Here is a 16,513-nt window from a genome sequence, read left to right on the forward strand (position 1 = left end):
ATAACTCATACTACAAAAAATATAAAAGAATTTCATGGCAACAAAGAACTACCGAATTGAAAAAGATAGCCTAGGTGAGGTAAGGGTTCCTAGGCAAGCCCTTTGGGGAGCGCAGACACAAAGAGCAGTTAACAACTTTCCTATTAGCGGAATAAAAATGGATTTTCCGTTTACTAAGTCTTTTGTCTGCTCTCTTGGGTTAATCAAAGATGCAGCGGCAAGAGCAAATTTAAAATTAAAACTTCTTCCAGCCAATAAAGCCAAAGCTATATCAAAGGCTGCTAAAGAAGTTTGGCAAGAAAAGCATCATCATGAATTCCCAATAGATGTTTTTCAAACTGGTTCTGGAACTAGCTCAAATATGAATGCTAATGAAGTTATCGCAAATCTAGCAAGCAGGAATTCAAAATTAAAAATAGGACCCAACGATGATGTAAATATGAGTCAGAGCAGTAATGATGTTATTCCAACTGCAATAAAAGTATCGGCCCATATGGATTTAACTCAGAAACTTTATCCGGCATTAGATAAACTCATAAGTGAAATTGAAAATAAAGCAGAATCTGTAAAAGGTATTATAAAAACAGGTAGAACTCATTTGATGGATGCTATGCCAGTAGATTTTTCTGATGAACTAAAAGCATGGTCGAGTCAGTTAACCGCTTCTAGAAAAATGCTGGAAGTAATAGAAGAAAGGTTTTTAGACATGCCTCAAGGAGGTACAGCAGTCGGAAGTGGTATAAATGCTCACAAGCAGTTTGCGAAAATTTTTGCACAAGAGCTCACTAAATTGTCTAGAAGTAATTACAAATGCGTGGCCAGTTCTAATTTCTTTCACGAACTCAGCGCACAAGATTGCTCTGTCCAACTCTCAGGTGAGTTAAAAAATTTAGCAGTCATCCTCATGAAAATCTCTAATGATTTAAGGTGGATGAATAGTGGACCATTGGCAGGTTTGTCTGAAATTGAATTACAAGCACTACAACCTGGGAGTAGTATCATGCCAGGTAAGGTTAATCCGGTCATACCGGAGGCCGTGACAATGGTTTCAGCCGATGTTATCGGAAATGACGTTTCTATAACGGTTGCAGCCCAAGCAGGAAATTTTCAATTAAATGTCATGTTGCCAGTTATAGCCTACAACTTACTTAAGAGTATCAATCTTTTATCAGGAGCGATGGATGTTCTATCGAATAAAGCCATCAAAACTTTTAAAGTAAACAAGAAAAACCTTGAAGCTTCTTTATCAAAAAATCCTATCCTTGTTACTGCTCTTAACCCAATTATTGGTTATGAAAAAGCTGCAGAGATAGCTAAGAAAGCTTACAAGCTCGGTAGGCCAATAATTGAAGTTGCTGATGAAGAAACAGATTTGACAGAGGCCCAACTTAAGAAGTTATTAAATCCCTCAAAATTAACCAAAGGAGGAATTAGTAAATAGCTATGGAAGACTTACTCAAACAAAAATGTGTTGCCTGCAGAGCAGATGCTCCTAGGGTTACTGATGATGAGCTGCCAGCTCTTTTAAAAGAGATACCTGACTGGCAACCTATAACAAAAGATTCAGTTTTAATGCTCAATAGAGTTTTTAAATTTAATGACTATGAACAGTCTTTAAAATTTACTCAGAAAGTTGCTGCCTTAGCCGAAGAGGAAGATCATCATCCCGCGATTCTTTTGGAATGGGGCAAGGTCGAAGTAACGTGGTGGACACATAAGATTGGTGGACTCCATAAGAATGATTTTATTGCTGCCGCAAAGACCGATAACCTAATTACCTAAACTAAAAGGTTCAATTAACCTCTTGAATCATCTAATATCCCTGATTTTTTAAAAATACAAGATGGAACTTATTACAACTAATCCCGATTGGTTTAACCAAGCACTAGATAAAGAACATACAAGCAAGTTCGTTGAAGTAAATGGTGCTAGCATTGAATACATGGAATGGGGAAATCCAGAAAATCAAAGTGTAATCATGCTTCACGGTACCAATGCTCATGCACATTGGTTTAAATTCATTGGATCTATGCTCTCTGATAAATATCATTTTGTTGTCATGAGTTTTTCAGGCATGGGTGGAAGTGACTGGAGGTCTTTTTATACAAGAGATACTTTTGTCGATGATGTTTGGGGAGTAGTCAAGGATACTGGGATGGAGGATCCGATTGTAGTAGGTCATAGTTTTGGTGGTATGGTCTCTTTAATAACTGCTTCAAAACATAGTGAAGACATGTCAGGTCTTTTACTAGTTGATTTTGTGGTGAATAAACCAGAGGAACATCATGAATGGTATGAAGATAGAGCACCTGCAAGACCTCCAAGAATTGTAAAAGAAAGGGAGGAGCTCATTAAAAGATTCAGATTAATGCCTCCTCAGCAATGCATAAATCAATATTTAGTTGATTACATTGCAGATCACTCTATTAGAGAGACTGAAAATGGTTGGGCGTGGACATTCGATCCATCTGCTTACGATGGCTTGATTATAGGTTCAGATCACTCAAAGATATTATCTGAACTTAGCTGTCCAGTTGGCTTTTATTATGGAGAACATACTATTGAATTTAAAGAAGGTGAGTTGAAAACGATGAAAGACCTTCTTCCAAAAGATTCACCTATTTTTGGGTTAAAGAATGCACAACATCATTTAATGTTAGATCAACCTTTACCTTTTATTGAGAACCTTGATCGACTGATTCAAGAACTACTGACTAAATCTTCTTGAGGTTTTTCCATGAACCATATAATGAATATGGCCAACAAAACCATGAAAGTAAGCATTAGAAAAGCATTGTCATAATTCCCATAGTATTGAAATAGAAGGGCAACACCCGGTGTTCCGATTGCTTGGAATAAAAAAATAAAAGGCTGTGATAATCCTCTTGAAGTCCCAAAGCTTTTTGTAGTGAATGTATTTTTGAAAAGTATATTACTCATTGGTAGGCCAGCTCCACCTCCAAATCCAAACAAAGCTATGACTAAGGCAAGTTGAGTGGAAGATTGTGTAATAGTTATCAATACAAGCCCTATGGCCTGTAACGCTAGGGAAAGAGTTACCGCCATTCTAGGTTCAAGTTTATTTTCAACTAACCAACCGAATATAACTTTACTAGCCATAGCGGGAATAGCGTACATACCAAATATAAATGCTGCTTGATCTGCCCAACCTCTTTCTGCTGCGTAAAATGTTAAATGAGCAAGAACAGCCATCATCGATGAAAACTGAAGGGAAAAGACAGCTGTAAGGATCCAAAAATTTCTGTTCTTCAATAAATCTTTAATCTCCCAATCGATACCTAGATTTTCACTATATTCTGATTTGATTACCTCTAATGTACCATCAACTTTTTGCCCGATATCTTCGGGTTTATCAATGATTAGTAAAAAGATTAAAGGTGTGATGATAACTAATAGAAATAATCCAAAAACAAGATAGACCTCTCTCCACTCAAGCATTAAAAAATCCATTAAAAAGTACTGAGTTAGATTAGGAAATATAAAACCTGCAAACGAAACACCTACTGCGGCAAATCCTAGAGCTCTTCCTGCATGCTTCTCAAACCAGGAAGAAACTAACTTTGATGTTGCCAAATTACCCATCAAGGTTGCCCCCAAAGCGATAGGTAGTCCGTAGATGAGAATGAATGTAAAGTAATTAATCGTAAAATAAAGAGAAATCAAACTTATGGAGTAGATGAAACCTCCCCATACAATTATCTTTTTCACAGAGTATTTGTCTAATAGTCTTCCAACTATTGGAAAGAAAACAGCAGAACAAATCATGAATATAGGAATGGTAAGAGTTGTGACGAATCTGGATAGATTGAGCTCTTTTTCTAAATATAGTTGGATCACTGGATAGGTCTGAAATGCAAAACCTACAGCAAAAAAGTCTATAGCTATAGCAAATGCCACCATACGCCATCCCAAGAAAGTGTTCATACAATTTTTTTTGAATTATTTGTATTTTAACTGATAGTCAAATAAGAACAATCTAAGTTATAAGATGAAAATTTAAAACGTTTCTGTATAATTTAAAAATGTTGCGTATAGTAAACAAAGCACTCACATTCGATGATGTTCTGTTGTTGCCTGATCACTCCGATATCCTTCCAAAGGATGTAGATTTAAAAACCCGTCTAACCCAGAGAATCAATTTAAATATTCCATTACTTTCCGCTGCCATGGATACAGTTACTGAATCTCGGATGGGAATAGCGTTGAGCGAATTGGGTGGTATAGGAATAATTCATAAGAATCTTTCAATTCAAGATCAAGCTGCAGAAGTAAGAAAGGTTAAAAAATATGAAAGTGGGATTGTGAGAGATCCAATCACTATAAGGTCAGATAATAAAGTAGGTGAGTTAATTCAGTTGACCAACGAATTAAATATTTCGGGTATGCCAGTAGTTGATGATGGAAATTTAGTTGGAATTGTAACCAGTAGGGATTTTAGGTTTCAAGAGCAACATTCAGTCCAAGTATCAGAAATTATGACTCCTAAAGAAAAATTGATCACTGCGCGAGAAGGAGAGAGCCCCGATGTGATTAAGACTCTTTTGCAAGTTAACAGAATAGAAAAAATTCTACTTGTTGATGATTCTTTTGCTTTGACTGGATTAGTGACTTTGAAAGATATTAATAAATCTCTAGATTTTCCTAATGCTACCCGTGATGAGGAAGGAAGATTACTTGCAGGTGCTGCAATCGGTACTAAAGCTGATACATTAGATAGATGTGAAGCATTAATTGAAGCTGGAGTTGATGTTCTGGTTCTTGATAGCGCTCATGGCCAATCCGAAGGTGTTTTGAAACAAATCAAAGCTGTTAAATCAACCTTTAAGGATACACAAATTATCGGAGGCAACATAGCAACGGGTGAAGGTGCCCTTGCTCTGGTGGATGCAGGTGCTGATGCCGTAAAAGTTGGTATTGGGCCAGGTTCCATTTGCACAACAAGAATCGTAACCGGAGTAGGGGTACCTCAAGTTTCTGCAGTTGCAGAAGTAACTAGTGCTCTGCTTAAAAAAGATATTCCTATCATCGCAGATGGTGGAATAAGATTTTCAGGAGATATAGCTAAAGCCATAGCAGCTGGAGGTCACACTGTTATGTTAGGAAGTGTACTTGCTGGAACTGAAGAAGCTCCAGGAGAATTAGAGTTATATCAAGGAAGAAGTTATAAATCATATAGAGGCATGGGCTCTATAGGTGCTATGTCAGGTGATCAAGGTTCTTCTGATCGTTATTTTCAAGACAGCGCTGGAGCTACTGAAAAATTAGTACCGGAAGGTATAGAAGGCAGAGTCCCTTATAAAGGTTGGCTAGAAGCTGTTATTCACCAAATGATCGGTGGCCTTAGACAAAGTATGGGTTATACAGGTTCACATGATATAGAGTCAATGCGAACCAAACCAAAATTTGTACAGGTTACTTCTGCCGGAGTAAATGAAAGCCATGTTCATGATGTTAGTGTAACTAAAGAGGCACCTAACTATAGAATGAGCTAATTCTATGGCACAGGATATTCTTGCCGATAAAATTTTAATAATTGACTTCGGTTCACAATACACACAGCTCATTGCCAGAAGAGTAAGAGAATTTGGAGTTTATTGCGAAATATATAGTCACCGAGCCTCTTTCAAGGCTATTAAAGATTTTAATGCCAATGGCATTATACTGTCGGGTGGACCGGAAACAGTAAAACAAAAAGGCTCCCCTAAGGTACACGATAAAGTTTTTGAGCTTGGTATTCCACTTCTTGGGATCTGTTACGGGATGCAATCTATAGCTAAGCAACTGAAAGGAAAGGTTGAATTAGCCAATAAAAGAGAATTTGGTCATGCGGATTTATCTCTCAAGAGCCAAGGTTCAGGACTTTTTAAAGGTATCAATAAAAAGAAAATGAGTGTTTGGATGAGCCATGGAGACCATGTTTCCAAACTTCCTAAAAATTTTAAGGTTTGCGCAACAACCAATAATAGTCCAATAGCAGCCTTTCATCATCCAACAAAAAAGATATTCGGTCTTCAGTTTCATCCTGAAGTAACACACACACCTCAAGGTAAGAAGATATTGAAAAACTTTGTTAGACATATATCAGGGTGCAAAGGTTTGTGGAATTCTAAAAATATAATTGATCGAGCAGTTAGTGAAATAAAAGACCAAGTAGGAGATCAAGAAGTACTATTGGGTTTATCTGGGGGTGTTGATTCTGCTGTTGTAGCAGCACTACTTTCAAAGGCTATAGGCAATCAGTTAACCTGTATCTTTGTAGACAATGGACTCCTAAGGCTCAATGAAGGTGACCAAGTGATGGAAACTTTCAAGGATAAATTTGGAATCAAAGTAAAAAGAGCTAATGCTGGTAATCAATTCTTAAGAGATTTGAAAGGAAAAAAAGATCCGGAGCAGAAACGCAAAGCTATTGGAAAAACTTTTATAGATGTCTTTCTTAAAGAAGCAAAAAGAAATAAAAAGATTCAATGGTTAGCACAAGGGACAATTTATCCTGATGTTATTGAATCAGCTGGCACAAAGAATGGGTCAGCGCATGTAATAAAATCTCATCACAATGTAGGAGGGCTGCCGAGTTATCTTAATCTCCCTGTGATAGAGCCCTTAAAGGACCTATTTAAAGATGAAGTCAGAAAGATTGGTTTAGAGCTTGGTTTACCAAAAGAGATATTATTTAGACATCCTTTTCCAGGACCAGGTTTGGGTGTCCGAATTCTTGGTGAAATAAAAAGACCTTATATTAAAACCCTTCAATTAGCTGATGACATTTTTATTGGTGAGTTGATTAAAGGTGGTTATTACGAAAAAGTAAGTCAAGCTTTTGCAGTATTTTTACCAGTCAAATCCGTTGGGGTAGTAGGGGATGCTAGGCGTTACGAATATGTAATTGCTCTAAGAGCAGTTGAAACTATCGATTTTATGACTGCGAAGTCAGCTAAACTTCCACATACTTTCTTAGAAAAAGTTTCTAATAGAATCATCAATGAAATTCCTGAAGTATCTAGAGTAACTTACGATATCTCTAGTAAACCACCAGCTACTATTGAGTGGGAGTGAAAAATATCCCTGAAACCCTTATTTTTAAAGGTTTTTCGTTTGACAAAGTTTGACAAACTCAAGAAAAAAAGCACTTTTTTTTAAAACTTTGACAAATTTCTTCAACTATTGAAAGTCATAAGTGCGTGGCATAATTATTTAATGAATAATTTATGTGCTTGCGGTTGCGGTTTGCCGGTGAAATCAAAGACTGCAAAATTTATTACTGGTCATCACATGAGACTCATTCAAGCAAATCCTGCAAGAGATTTAACTGGTGAAAAGTGCAAACATTGCGATGTTATTTTAAATTCCAAAACACATTCAAATAGATCGAAACTTTCAGAGGAATCTAATTCTTCTAGAAGGGCATGGAGAATATGCAAAGAGTGTCTTAAGAACAGAAAAAGTCTAAAAAGAAATAATGTTAAAGACAGAGAATATAGCAGAAAGTGGAGAGTTAAGAAGTGGAATAAAGTTCTGGAAATTTCTTGCAGAAGAAGGGCAAGAGAATCATCTATTTCATGCAGTCTAACCGCTGAAGATATTTTAGAAATCTTTCAAAGACAAAAGGGTAAATGCTACTGGTATGAAATAGATTTAAAACCATCATCAAGTTCAAAAACTTTAAATCAACCATCAATCGATAGAATTGATCCATCTGGTAACTATGATAAGGAAAATTGCGTTATTTCCTCATATTTTGCAAATATTGGAAGACGAAATACCAATCATGATTTATATAAGTCTTCTGTAAAGAAAATTAAAAAATCCATTAAGGATCACTATGGTAAATAAGTCTGAATATTACAAAGTTAATAAAGTAAAATTTTGGCATAAATGGTTATATAGAACTGCCTCAAGAAAAAGGCATAATAAGAAAAAAATTGAAGTCTCTATTAATGAAGATTGGATACTTCAAAAGTATCAAGAACAAAGTGGTAGATGTTTTTGGACAGGTGTAGAACTTGAGATTACTCATATACCAAATCATCCTTTGAAACCATCTCTTGACAGAATAGATCCCAAGGGTGCATATTCAAGAGAAAACACAGTAATTACAGCATTAAGTATAAATATCGGTAGAAATGAGAATTCCGAAAAAGATTGGAAAGAATTTATTCATAACTATTTAAAACTTTGACAAAGTCTATTTATGAAAAAAAACAACTCGGAAACAGAGTCATAGCAAGGGTTTCAGAGGTGGTGTTTTGTGCAACTATTGAGTGGGAATAAGGAAAAAAAATGTCTAGAAATATAGTAAAAATTCTTGAAAAAAACTTTTCAGACTTGAAGGCAGGGCAGAAAATGCTGATTTCTTCCCCAGAAAAGATAGCTGAATATATTAAGAAAATTCCAGAAGGCAGGCAAAAGACTGCAAAAGAAATGAGATTAGATTTGGCAAAAGAAATAGGTGCTGATAATTCTTGTCCAGTCTCAACAGGAATCTTTATAAGAAAAGCAATTGAGGAACATGGGAAAGAAATTCCTTATTGGAGATTGATTGATGAAAATCACCCAGTAGTTAAAAAATTAAATTTAGATCCTCAAGAACTAAAATATTTAAGAAATCTTGAAGGCATAGATTAAATTGAGTGGGAATAAATTGAAAGATTTTATTAAAAAACATCCCGGTTTCAAATGACTTCATTGTCAAATACGTACTCGCCATGCTCACTGCCCGCAACCGCCATCATGCGACCGGCAGCTTGCGTCTGCGACAGTGCGAAGCCTCCTGCGGCTGAAATCTTCTCGTGCAGGCGCTCACTGGCTGCCTGAAGCAAGGCGCTGGGTCTCTTTGTATCCGCCACGAGCTGACCATCTTTTTTAACGACTCTGCCGTCAACCCAGACCGTATCCACGTCGGTTGACTGCGCCTGCATGACGATGGCGCCCGCAACATTGGATCGATCCCATCCCGCGAGGGTAATGGCATCGCCGCGCAGCAGCACCAGGTCTGCACGCTTGCCCGGGGTTATGCTGCCGATGACCGAGTCAAGGCCAAGCGCTTTGGCGGCATCAATTGTTCCCCAGTCCAGGACTTCCTGACAGGTGACGGGCACACCGGTCTCCATCGCCCCTTCCAGTTCGAGCACCCTGCCTCGTACTGCCTGCAGGCCGAGCCGCAGTGCCGTGAACATGTCGGCCGAATTGTTGGAGACGATGTCGGTCCCGTAGGCCTGGTTCACACCGTATTCTCTCGCCGTAATGCTGCTTGGCCACATCATGCCCATCTGTAGTTCCGTTTCCGGTGTGAAGGCAACCGATGCACCGGCATCTGCTAGCATCTGCCACTCATCCAGTTCTGTCGCTGCCATGTGGACAAACGTGATGTCGCTACCCAGCATATCCCGCTCTGCCAGCGCGGCCACATCTCGCGGTGCCTGGCCTTCGGGCGAGGGTCCGCCGTTGGCGTGCCAGAACATACGCGCACCGACGTTGCGCGCAGCATTGATCTGACGGTCCAGCGCCTCCGGTGAGCCGGCGAACGTGGCTTCTTCAGGCGCAACGCCGAGCGTTAACAGGTTATCCGGTGAGGAAAAATATCCCGCCGCGATCTCATCCAGGAAAGCGACGCGTTGATCCAGCGACTTGAAGTGAGGGGACTCGGACGGCGGGAAATTAAAGCCATAGTTCCATACGGCACGCATACCTGACTCCGCACTGCCACGGATCGCCTCATGGGCATGGTCGGGCGTCAGAATGTTGTGACAGTAATCGGTCAGCGTGGTCACACCGGCGTTGAGAGCCTCCAGACTCCCCTGCAACTGCGCGGCATACATATCCTCCGGCGTAAAGAATCGTGCTGCGTTCATCCTGATGCGGGTTGCGTAGTCCATGATTGACCAGTCAGCGCACACGCCACGGATGGCGCCCTGCCAGATATGGCGATGGGCATCAACAAAACCCGGCATAACAATACAGCCGGTGGCATCGACGACTGCGGCATCTCCCACCTCAAGATCGCGACCCACCGCTGCAATCTGATTGCCTTCTATCAGAATGTCCAGGTCTGCCTGGTTGCCGATCAGGGGGTCTTGCGATGCAACATAAGCATTGCGGATAATAGTCTTTTCCATGGCACTCTCCTCGCTAGAATAATAACCATAATTTATTATATATTTTTGAAAACCATAATTCATTATGTTATTTTGTGCAATCAGTTAAAAACACCAATGGAGCGTTACAATGAAAAAAGTTATCACCGGCCATGATGGACAGGGCAAATCCGTATTCTTCAAAGTTGAATCCGAGGCAGTCACGGTGGGCTCCCCGGTCGTTGACTGGCACGAAATCTGGGCGACACATGCCGATGACAAGATCCCGGTCGACACGTCAGCTGGCAAATCGAGAGAACAATACACCGCCGATGTGCATAACGTGTTTCCAGTCACGAACCAGTCGATGTTCAGGGTCCTGGATTTCAAACCGAGGGACGCGGCGGACGCGCCATCACCGGACGAACTCGAAGCGTTTATTTCCCAGCTACCCGGTGTTGCCAGTCACATGGAGCAGGACGACCCAAGCATGCACACCACAGACAGCGTCGACTATGGCGTGATCATTTCAGGTAAAATCAAGCTCGAACTCGACGACGGTGAGCAGGTGGAACTCACGGCAGGTGACGTGTTCGTGCAGAACGGTACCCGCCACGCCTGGCGTGTCGAGGAGCACTGCCGGATGGCTGTTGTACTGGTCGGTACCGACCGGCAGTAATATGCGAGATCTCCCGAACGTGTCGAAGCGAGCCCAGAACAAGGAACGCAAGAAAGCGCAGATCATAGAAGCTGCTACCGGGCTGATCCTGAAGCATGGCCACGCAGACTTCACGATGCCGGAACTGGCAGAACGGGCGGGGGTCGCACTGGTCACGCCCTACAGCTACTTTCAGTCCAAGGCCGGTGTCCTTGCTGCTGTACTGGACCCCGAACACGCCCTCGAAGCAGCTGCTTCGTGGAACGGTAGCGCCGACCACAGTGATGGACTCACAAAGTCTATGGCATTTGCCATGAGCCGGGTCGAACGGTACATCAGTGATGCCCCCCTGTACCGCCCGGTTCTATCGACCCTGTTCAAGCTGGCTCCAGGGTCAGCTCCGGAAACCCAGGATGCGGAGGATTGGCTCGCCTTGTGGGAAGACGGGCTGAAAGATGCCGCAGTTCAGGGTCAGATTGACACGGCGATGAGCACGGTACTCGTGGCGCACACCATCAGGAATGCATACCTGGGTTTACTGCAGCGCTGGGTTACGCAGCAGGTGACAGATCAGCAGTTCAGACTTGAAACAGAAGCAACCGTTTCCATGATGCTGGCCGGAATCGCCAAAAAACCTGCTGACAGAAAACACTGGCACGATCAGTTCATCAGAACGCAGGCAAGGATGCTCGATGCCAACCCACTGGATAATATTGCTAATGCCAGCATAAATGCCGGCGCAATAGTCGAGTCAGCACCTCGGTTGAAGTACAGCTATGAAACTAAATGATAAAGAATATTATGAAGAAAGAGAATATTGATATCGTCAAAGCAGAAGGCGAACTCATAGAATTGTATGCGAATGAAATCCCAGAATTAGCCTGGTCAACAGGACCGGTATCTTACGAATATCATATGAAACGTCGCTCCCTGTTTGATGCTTCGGTGCAACGTTCATGGCGAACCCCCGGTACACTTTTTAGTGCTGATTCGGCAATATTGAGCATTAGAGAGGGTAAATTACTTGGAGTTGCAATTGCTTTTAATGGGACTGAATTCAAAGAACGTGTCGCAGCACTAGGACCTTTATGGGAAGAAATGTTAAAAGCTGAAGAAGTAACTGCCGAAGAGATAGTCGGAGTTGCAGAAAGGTCAAAATTAGCTAGTTGGTTGAATCCCGTAATCTACTCTAATACCTTCTATGTGCATGCCATTGCAGTTAAGCCTGAGGCAAGGGGTCAACGAGTAGGTTATTTGATGATGGAGTACTTATTTAACAAAGCTAAAGAGCTTGGTTATCTTGAATTTCAGCTTGATGTTCTATCCGATAACCCCGCCGTAGGGTTTTATCGTTCTCTTGGTTTAGAAGTACTTGCTGAAACGAGGGCTCCAAAACCAGCTGAATTTGGTGTGCCAATAGAATTTAGGATGGGTAAACTTCTTAACTAAAAAAATGAGACCAGAGTTTAAAGGTTCGTGAAGTGTGTATTTTTAATAAGAGTAACAAGGAATCTTAAAATTACTTATTTTTCTTACGCGACCATCTGAGAACCAATAAAAATAATAGGATGAATATAGGAAAATCTAGAAAGGTGGTGTAGGTCAGCCAAAAGTCCTCCGAGAAATTTTCTGCTACGAAATAGTTACTCAAAGCACCAAAAACACCTGTGAAACTCATCCCTATGGCAAGCCTATTTTGATGGAGCGCTCCTCCTGGAATATAACGCTCGAACCTAGCACCGAAGTAAGTTCCTTGCCTGAACACCCCATCAAGAAAAAATACCAATGCTATCATTAGTCCAAGCAAGGTTCCTTTCATTTGTACCCAGTATTCGTCTTGTAATATCAGAGAGAAAATACCTGATATGAGTAACATGATTGTGCCAAAAACTGCGAAGCCGCCCAAAAGGTCAACCTTAACAAACCGTTGCAATAGAATAAGGCTTAAACCTGCAACTACACCCACCATTGTTGCAAAAACTAAATCCCCAGAGATTTTCCCAACTATAAAAAATATAGCTCCTAATCCTAGATCTGCATAAACAGAATACTTATTTTCTCTCCATTTATCCTTTTGGTTTATATCTGAATTTTCCCCTAAAATTTTCTTAACTAATTTTTCGCCATAGCGAACATCCTTACCAGGGTGACTTTCATATACCATCTGCCCATCTTCAATCACAGCGATACCAGTATTCCACGAATTAAAATAGCCAGACTCAACATGAGCTTCTGAATTATCCAATGCATCTAGAGAATGAATGAAAGTAGTAGTTCCTTCCATATAACTCATTGACTGCTCATCCATGAGGCTTTCATTTACATATAAGCTTGAAGTGACTTTGCTGAATGTTAAAGTCACCTTGACTAGACATTCATATCCGCGAAAGTTAAAAGGTCTAAAATAACTCCAAATTTTCATCTAGAGTGGAACAAATTATAGGAGTTGAGAAAATGCCATATAGGCAATAATTAACCAACCAATTGCAAAAATAGCAAATCTTAGTAAGACAATATTTATAGTAAGCTGAACAAGTGAATGTAATATTCTTACTATGACGAATGCCCATGCTAATTGAACCATCAAAGGTTCAATGTTATTGATTAGTGCAATCGATAAAGTAACAACATAAAAAGCTACGGGTTGTTCAAAAAGATGATTATAGTTATCTGAAGTTCTCTCAACCCAATCAGGCATCAATCCTTTTAAATCTTTTGTGTGAGCTGCATCCTGCGGATCTTTAGTAAATTTTACTCGACCGTAGGCCATAATTGCGGTGATAGCAAAGGTCCATAATACTAATATAAATACTGGTGTTAAAAGTGCTGTTTGATTCATAACCTCTCCATTTACTCAATCATTGTATGTTAATTTTAAGTTTAAGTTTATTTATTAAGCCACATTTAGTGAGTGCTAATAAAAAAAGTTACAATAAATTTATATTCATAATATTAAGGAGAAAAAATGAAAAAATATATTTTTGCTTTAACTTTAATGTTTGCAGTCTCTGCACATTCATTTGAAGTTACCGGTGATAGCTTCACTGGAAAATGGAACATTGATTCAATTACCGTTGGTAAATTAGAAAGTACCATAAATTTATCCAGTCCAGATACAGATATTGGTCAATACGGAAAAGTCTATCTTTCATATACTTTGACATCTAATCCGAATATTCCAAACTCGGGAACATGGATCGGTTATGGAAGAGGAATGAGTCCAGATGGTGTTCTATCGAGAGGTGATTTAATGGGTGTTTGGACTATGGATGGCACTAAAATAAACATTAAGTCAGTCGATAGTGTAACTGATGGAATAAATTTTCTAAGTGGAACTATTGATTTAATTGCAGGTGAAGCGGTAGCAGAAGTATTTAAAGTAGAGTAAATGCTTTGTAAGCACAAAAGCGGCAAGGCCGCTTTTGTGCTTATACTTCAAAATCTTTTGAATTTTTAAGCATAAAAGCAGGACCATGGGTCAAATTAATGGCTGCATTCTCACCATATAACATCTCCTTTTGATGGCCAAAGTTTTTTCTATTATTCGCAAGGGGAGATAATTCTTTGGCTTTTATCAAGGCTACATTAGAAAGCTCTTCAAATGAGCTTACCTCTTGAACAATTCCAGCTTCAAGAGCATCAGTACCAGTCCATCGTTTAGATAATTGAACAGTTTCAAAGAAAGCATTTGCAGGAATTTTATGCTTAAACAATGCAAGCTCTGGCCTTGGAATTGGTAGACCTAGTTGCATTTCATTGGCGCATAAAAATCCTCTATCCTCTCTCATAATCCTGAAGTCATGAGAAAGGGCAAACATAAAACCAGCACCGAAAGTATGTCCATTAAGCGCACATATAGTGGGAATTGGTAATGTGATAAACCTTCCCATTAAATACATGAATTCTTGGCCGAACACTTCTCTATCACCTCCATCTGGATAGTCTTCGGGAGCTTGCATCCAATCTAGATCTAGTCCATTTGAAAAAAACTTTGAATCAGTAGCAGATGTAATTAATGCTCCTGGACCTTCATCATCTTCAATTGTATCTAGAGCTTTAGCAATTTCTCTTACGAATGTCGTATTCCAACGATTCTCCCCAGCATCCATTGTTAAAAAATAAATAGACTCTTTTTTTTCCAGTTTTATCACAACATTTCCCTTCAAAGTTAAAGATCAAAACACTATACATAAAAAAATGGTTGAAACTAAAGACAAACTTTTGTCAGATACTTTAATATCAATAACCTTATGACAATAAAAAAATTTAAGACAATTTATTTTATCTACAATGCTGATGGTGGATTATTGAATGAAATCAAATATTGGATCAATAAGAATCTTTTAAAAAAAAATACTAAATGTGAACTATGCGATATTTCTCATAGCAAGATCTTTGTGAGATCTGAATGGTTAGAATTTATAGAAGAACTAAAAAAAGAATACAAAGTAGAAGTCTTACATCGAAATGAAATACCAGGAAGATTTTCAGAAAAAAATTACGCATTTCCTTGTGTCATTGGGGAGACAGAGGATGATCTTACAGAAATCATCAATAGTATTTCTTTTAGTTGTTTTACAAAAACTGAGGGTGTGAAAGAATTACGTGAAAAGCTATTTGAGAAAGTTATATAACTCTAAAGGTTTTATAACTTCGCATATATATAATTTTAAATAAAATCTATCTCAAGCTAAAAAAATGGATCCACTAACTCAAGGAACAGTAGGTGCCGCTTTCTCACAGTCATCTTCGGATAAGAAAAATATACTAAAGATTAGCGTTATTGGTTTTCTTGCAGGATTAGCGCCTGATTTAGATGTCTTGATTCAATCATCAACTGACCCAATTCTGTTTCTCGAATACCATAGGCAGTTCTCTCACTCACTTTTTTTTATCCCCTTCGGATCTTTAATTGTTGCAGCAATTATTTTCCCTTTATTTAAAAAATCCATGAATTTTAAGATTATCTATACAGCAAGTTTCTTGGGTTATGCGACCCACGGATTACTTGATGCATGCACTTCCTATGGAACTTTACTTTTTTGGCCTTTCTCAAATGAGAGAGTGACTTGGAATAATATATCTATAGTCGATCCTATCTTTACGATTCCTGTTTTAATCCTTATTGGAGCTGCAATAAAAACCAAAAGAAAAATTTATAGTTTTTTTTCAATTGGATGGATTATTTTTTATCTTTCCTTGGGCTTTATTCAATATGAAAGAGCATTGTCGACGGCGAATGATCTTGCCGAGTCAAGAGGGCATAATCCTGAGCGTCTTACACTTAAGCCTTCTTTTGGAAATTTAATTTTGTGGAAATCTATTTATGAACACGAAAAGACTTTTTATGTTGATGCAATTAGAACAGTTCAAACATCTACTGTGTGTTTGGGTGAGAGTATAAAGATTTTCGACTATCAGGAACATCTACCTGATCTTGATAAAGAGAGTCAGCAGGCTTTAGATATTGAAAGGTTTAGATGGTTTTCTCAGGACTATTTAGGCTTTGATCAAGAAAAAAGTCTTGTAACAGATGTTCGCTACTCAATGCTACCAAATCAAATTGAGCCAATGTGGGGCCTAGTAATTAACGATCTGCGAGATAAAAATGAACATGCAATTTGGTGGACGGGCCGTGACTTAGATGAAGGTCAGTGGGAATTATTCGTTAAGATGCTAAGGGGTAAAGTATGCAAAGTTCGATCTTGATTTTAGAGATGAAGACGAAGTGTAAGGAGGATATACTTTAATGACGGAGAAG

19 protein-coding genes are annotated in these 16,513 nt (G+C 39.3%); 14 read left to right on the forward strand and 5 right to left on the reverse strand.

Annotated features, from left to right (window positions below; genetic code table 11):
- The first annotated feature begins 34 nt into the window (after nt 1-34).
- From M9C83_01575 to M9C83_01585, 3 genes are all read left to right on the forward strand, one after another.
- Nucleotides 35-1,441 (forward strand): class II fumarate hydratase, encoded by a 1,407-nt coding sequence (locus tag M9C83_01575; GenBank protein ID URQ66913.1) that lies wholly within the window; start codon nt 35-37, stop codon nt 1,439-1,441.
- A 2-nt stretch (nt 1,442-1,443) separates the two neighbouring features.
- Nucleotides 1,444-1,782: a 4a-hydroxytetrahydrobiopterin dehydratase gene (locus tag M9C83_01580; protein URQ66914.1), complete on the forward strand. Its 339-nt coding sequence runs from the start codon at nt 1,444-1,446 to the stop codon at nt 1,780-1,782.
- 61 nt (nt 1,783-1,843) lie between these two features.
- Nucleotides 1,844-2,728 carry an alpha/beta hydrolase gene (locus M9C83_01585; GenBank protein ID URQ66915.1) on the forward strand — a complete coding sequence of 295 codons (885 nt, stop codon included), beginning with the start codon at nt 1,844-1,846 and terminating at the stop codon, nt 2,726-2,728.
- On the opposite strand, the gene M9C83_01590 is transcribed toward M9C83_01585, so the two are convergent.
- Nucleotides 2,701-3,945: an MFS transporter gene (locus M9C83_01590; GenBank protein ID URQ66916.1), complete on the reverse strand. Its 1,245-nt coding sequence runs from the start codon at nt 3,943-3,945 to the stop codon at nt 2,701-2,703. The genes M9C83_01585 and M9C83_01590 overlap by 28 nt on opposite strands.
- 98 nt (nt 3,946-4,043) lie before the next feature.
- On the opposite strand from M9C83_01590, the gene guaB reads away from it, so the two are divergent.
- The 5 genes from guaB to M9C83_01615 all read left to right on the forward strand — a co-directional run bounded on the left by guaB (nt 4,044) and on the right by M9C83_01615 (nt 8,646).
- On the forward strand, nt 4,044-5,513 hold the full coding sequence (gene guaB / locus M9C83_01595) for an IMP dehydrogenase (GenBank protein ID URQ66917.1): 1,470 nt from the start codon (nt 4,044-4,046) through the stop codon (nt 5,511-5,513).
- Between the two features lie 4 nt (nt 5,514-5,517).
- Complete coding sequence (gene guaA, locus M9C83_01600; protein URQ66918.1) at nt 5,518-7,077, forward strand: glutamine-hydrolyzing GMP synthase; 1,560 nt, start codon at nt 5,518-5,520, stop codon at nt 7,075-7,077.
- Between the two features lie 141 nt (nt 7,078-7,218).
- Complete coding sequence (locus M9C83_01605) at nt 7,219-7,854, forward strand: hypothetical protein (GenBank protein ID URQ66919.1); 636 nt, start codon at nt 7,219-7,221, stop codon at nt 7,852-7,854.
- Nucleotides 7,844-8,200: a hypothetical protein gene (locus M9C83_01610; GenBank protein URQ66920.1), complete on the forward strand. Its 357-nt coding sequence runs from the start codon at nt 7,844-7,846 to the stop codon at nt 8,198-8,200. Before M9C83_01605 ends, M9C83_01610 begins: the two co-directional genes overlap by 11 nt.
- A 101-nt stretch (nt 8,201-8,301) precedes the next feature.
- Complete coding sequence (locus M9C83_01615; GenBank protein URQ66921.1) at nt 8,302-8,646, forward strand: hypothetical protein; 345 nt, start codon at nt 8,302-8,304, stop codon at nt 8,644-8,646.
- 47 nt (nt 8,647-8,693) lie between these two features.
- Here M9C83_01615 and M9C83_01620 read toward each other — a convergent pair whose 3' ends face one another.
- A complete protein-coding gene (locus tag M9C83_01620; GenBank protein URQ66922.1) occupies nt 8,694-10,136 on the reverse strand; it encodes an amidohydrolase family protein in 1,443 nt (480 codons plus the stop codon).
- Nucleotides 10,137-10,245: 109 nt separating this feature from the next.
- On the opposite strand from M9C83_01620, the gene M9C83_01625 reads away from it, so the two are divergent.
- Genes M9C83_01625 through M9C83_01635 form a run of 3 tightly spaced genes read left to right on the forward strand, consistent with a single transcriptional unit; the run spans nt 10,246 to nt 12,201 of the window.
- Nucleotides 10,246-10,773 carry a cupin domain-containing protein gene (locus M9C83_01625; GenBank protein ID URQ66923.1) on the forward strand — a complete coding sequence of 176 codons (528 nt, stop codon included), beginning with the start codon at nt 10,246-10,248 and terminating at the stop codon, nt 10,771-10,773.
- Between the two features lies 1 nt (nt 10,774).
- Nucleotides 10,775-11,542, forward strand: a complete 768-nt coding sequence (locus M9C83_01630) for a TetR/AcrR family transcriptional regulator (GenBank protein ID URQ66924.1) — start codon at nt 10,775-10,777, stop codon at nt 11,540-11,542.
- 11 nt (nt 11,543-11,553) lie between these two features.
- Nucleotides 11,554-12,201: a GNAT family N-acetyltransferase gene (locus M9C83_01635; protein URQ66925.1), complete on the forward strand. Its 648-nt coding sequence runs from the start codon at nt 11,554-11,556 to the stop codon at nt 12,199-12,201.
- Nucleotides 12,202-12,271: 70 nt separating this feature from the next.
- Here M9C83_01635 and M9C83_01640 read toward each other — a convergent pair whose 3' ends face one another.
- Both M9C83_01640 and M9C83_01645 read right to left on the reverse strand, forming a co-directional pair.
- Nucleotides 12,272-13,114 (reverse strand): septation protein IspZ, encoded by an 843-nt coding sequence (locus M9C83_01640; protein ID URQ66926.1) that lies wholly within the window; start codon nt 13,112-13,114, stop codon nt 12,272-12,274.
- 75 nt (nt 13,115-13,189) lie between these two features.
- Entirely contained in the window at nt 13,190-13,591 is a 402-nt protein-coding gene (locus M9C83_01645) for an MAPEG family protein (protein URQ66927.1), read from the reverse strand.
- 126 nt (nt 13,592-13,717) lie between these two features.
- Here M9C83_01645 and M9C83_01650 point away from each other — a divergent pair, with 126 nt between their 5' ends.
- A complete protein-coding gene (locus M9C83_01650; GenBank protein URQ66928.1) occupies nt 13,718-14,140 on the forward strand; it encodes a hypothetical protein in 423 nt (140 codons plus the stop codon).
- 40 nt (nt 14,141-14,180) lie between these two features.
- On the opposite strand, the gene M9C83_01655 is transcribed toward M9C83_01650, so the two are convergent.
- A complete protein-coding gene (locus M9C83_01655; protein URQ66929.1) occupies nt 14,181-14,903 on the reverse strand; it encodes an enoyl-CoA hydratase-related protein in 723 nt (240 codons plus the stop codon).
- 99 nt (nt 14,904-15,002) lie between these two features.
- On the opposite strand from M9C83_01655, the gene M9C83_01660 reads away from it, so the two are divergent.
- Together M9C83_01660 and M9C83_01665 are read left to right on the forward strand one after the other, a co-directional pair.
- A complete protein-coding gene (locus tag M9C83_01660; protein ID URQ66930.1) occupies nt 15,003-15,386 on the forward strand; it encodes a hypothetical protein in 384 nt (127 codons plus the stop codon).
- Between the two features lie 64 nt (nt 15,387-15,450).
- Nucleotides 15,451-16,461 (forward strand): metal-dependent hydrolase, encoded by a 1,011-nt coding sequence (locus M9C83_01665; GenBank protein URQ66931.1) that lies wholly within the window; start codon nt 15,451-15,453, stop codon nt 16,459-16,461.
- The last annotated feature ends 52 nt before the right edge of the window (nt 16,462-16,513 follow it).

The sequence above is a fragment of the SAR86 cluster bacterium genome (assembly GCA_023703575.1).
GTDB lineage: Bacteria > Pseudomonadota > Gammaproteobacteria > Magnimaribacterales > Magnimaribacteraceae > Magnimaribacter.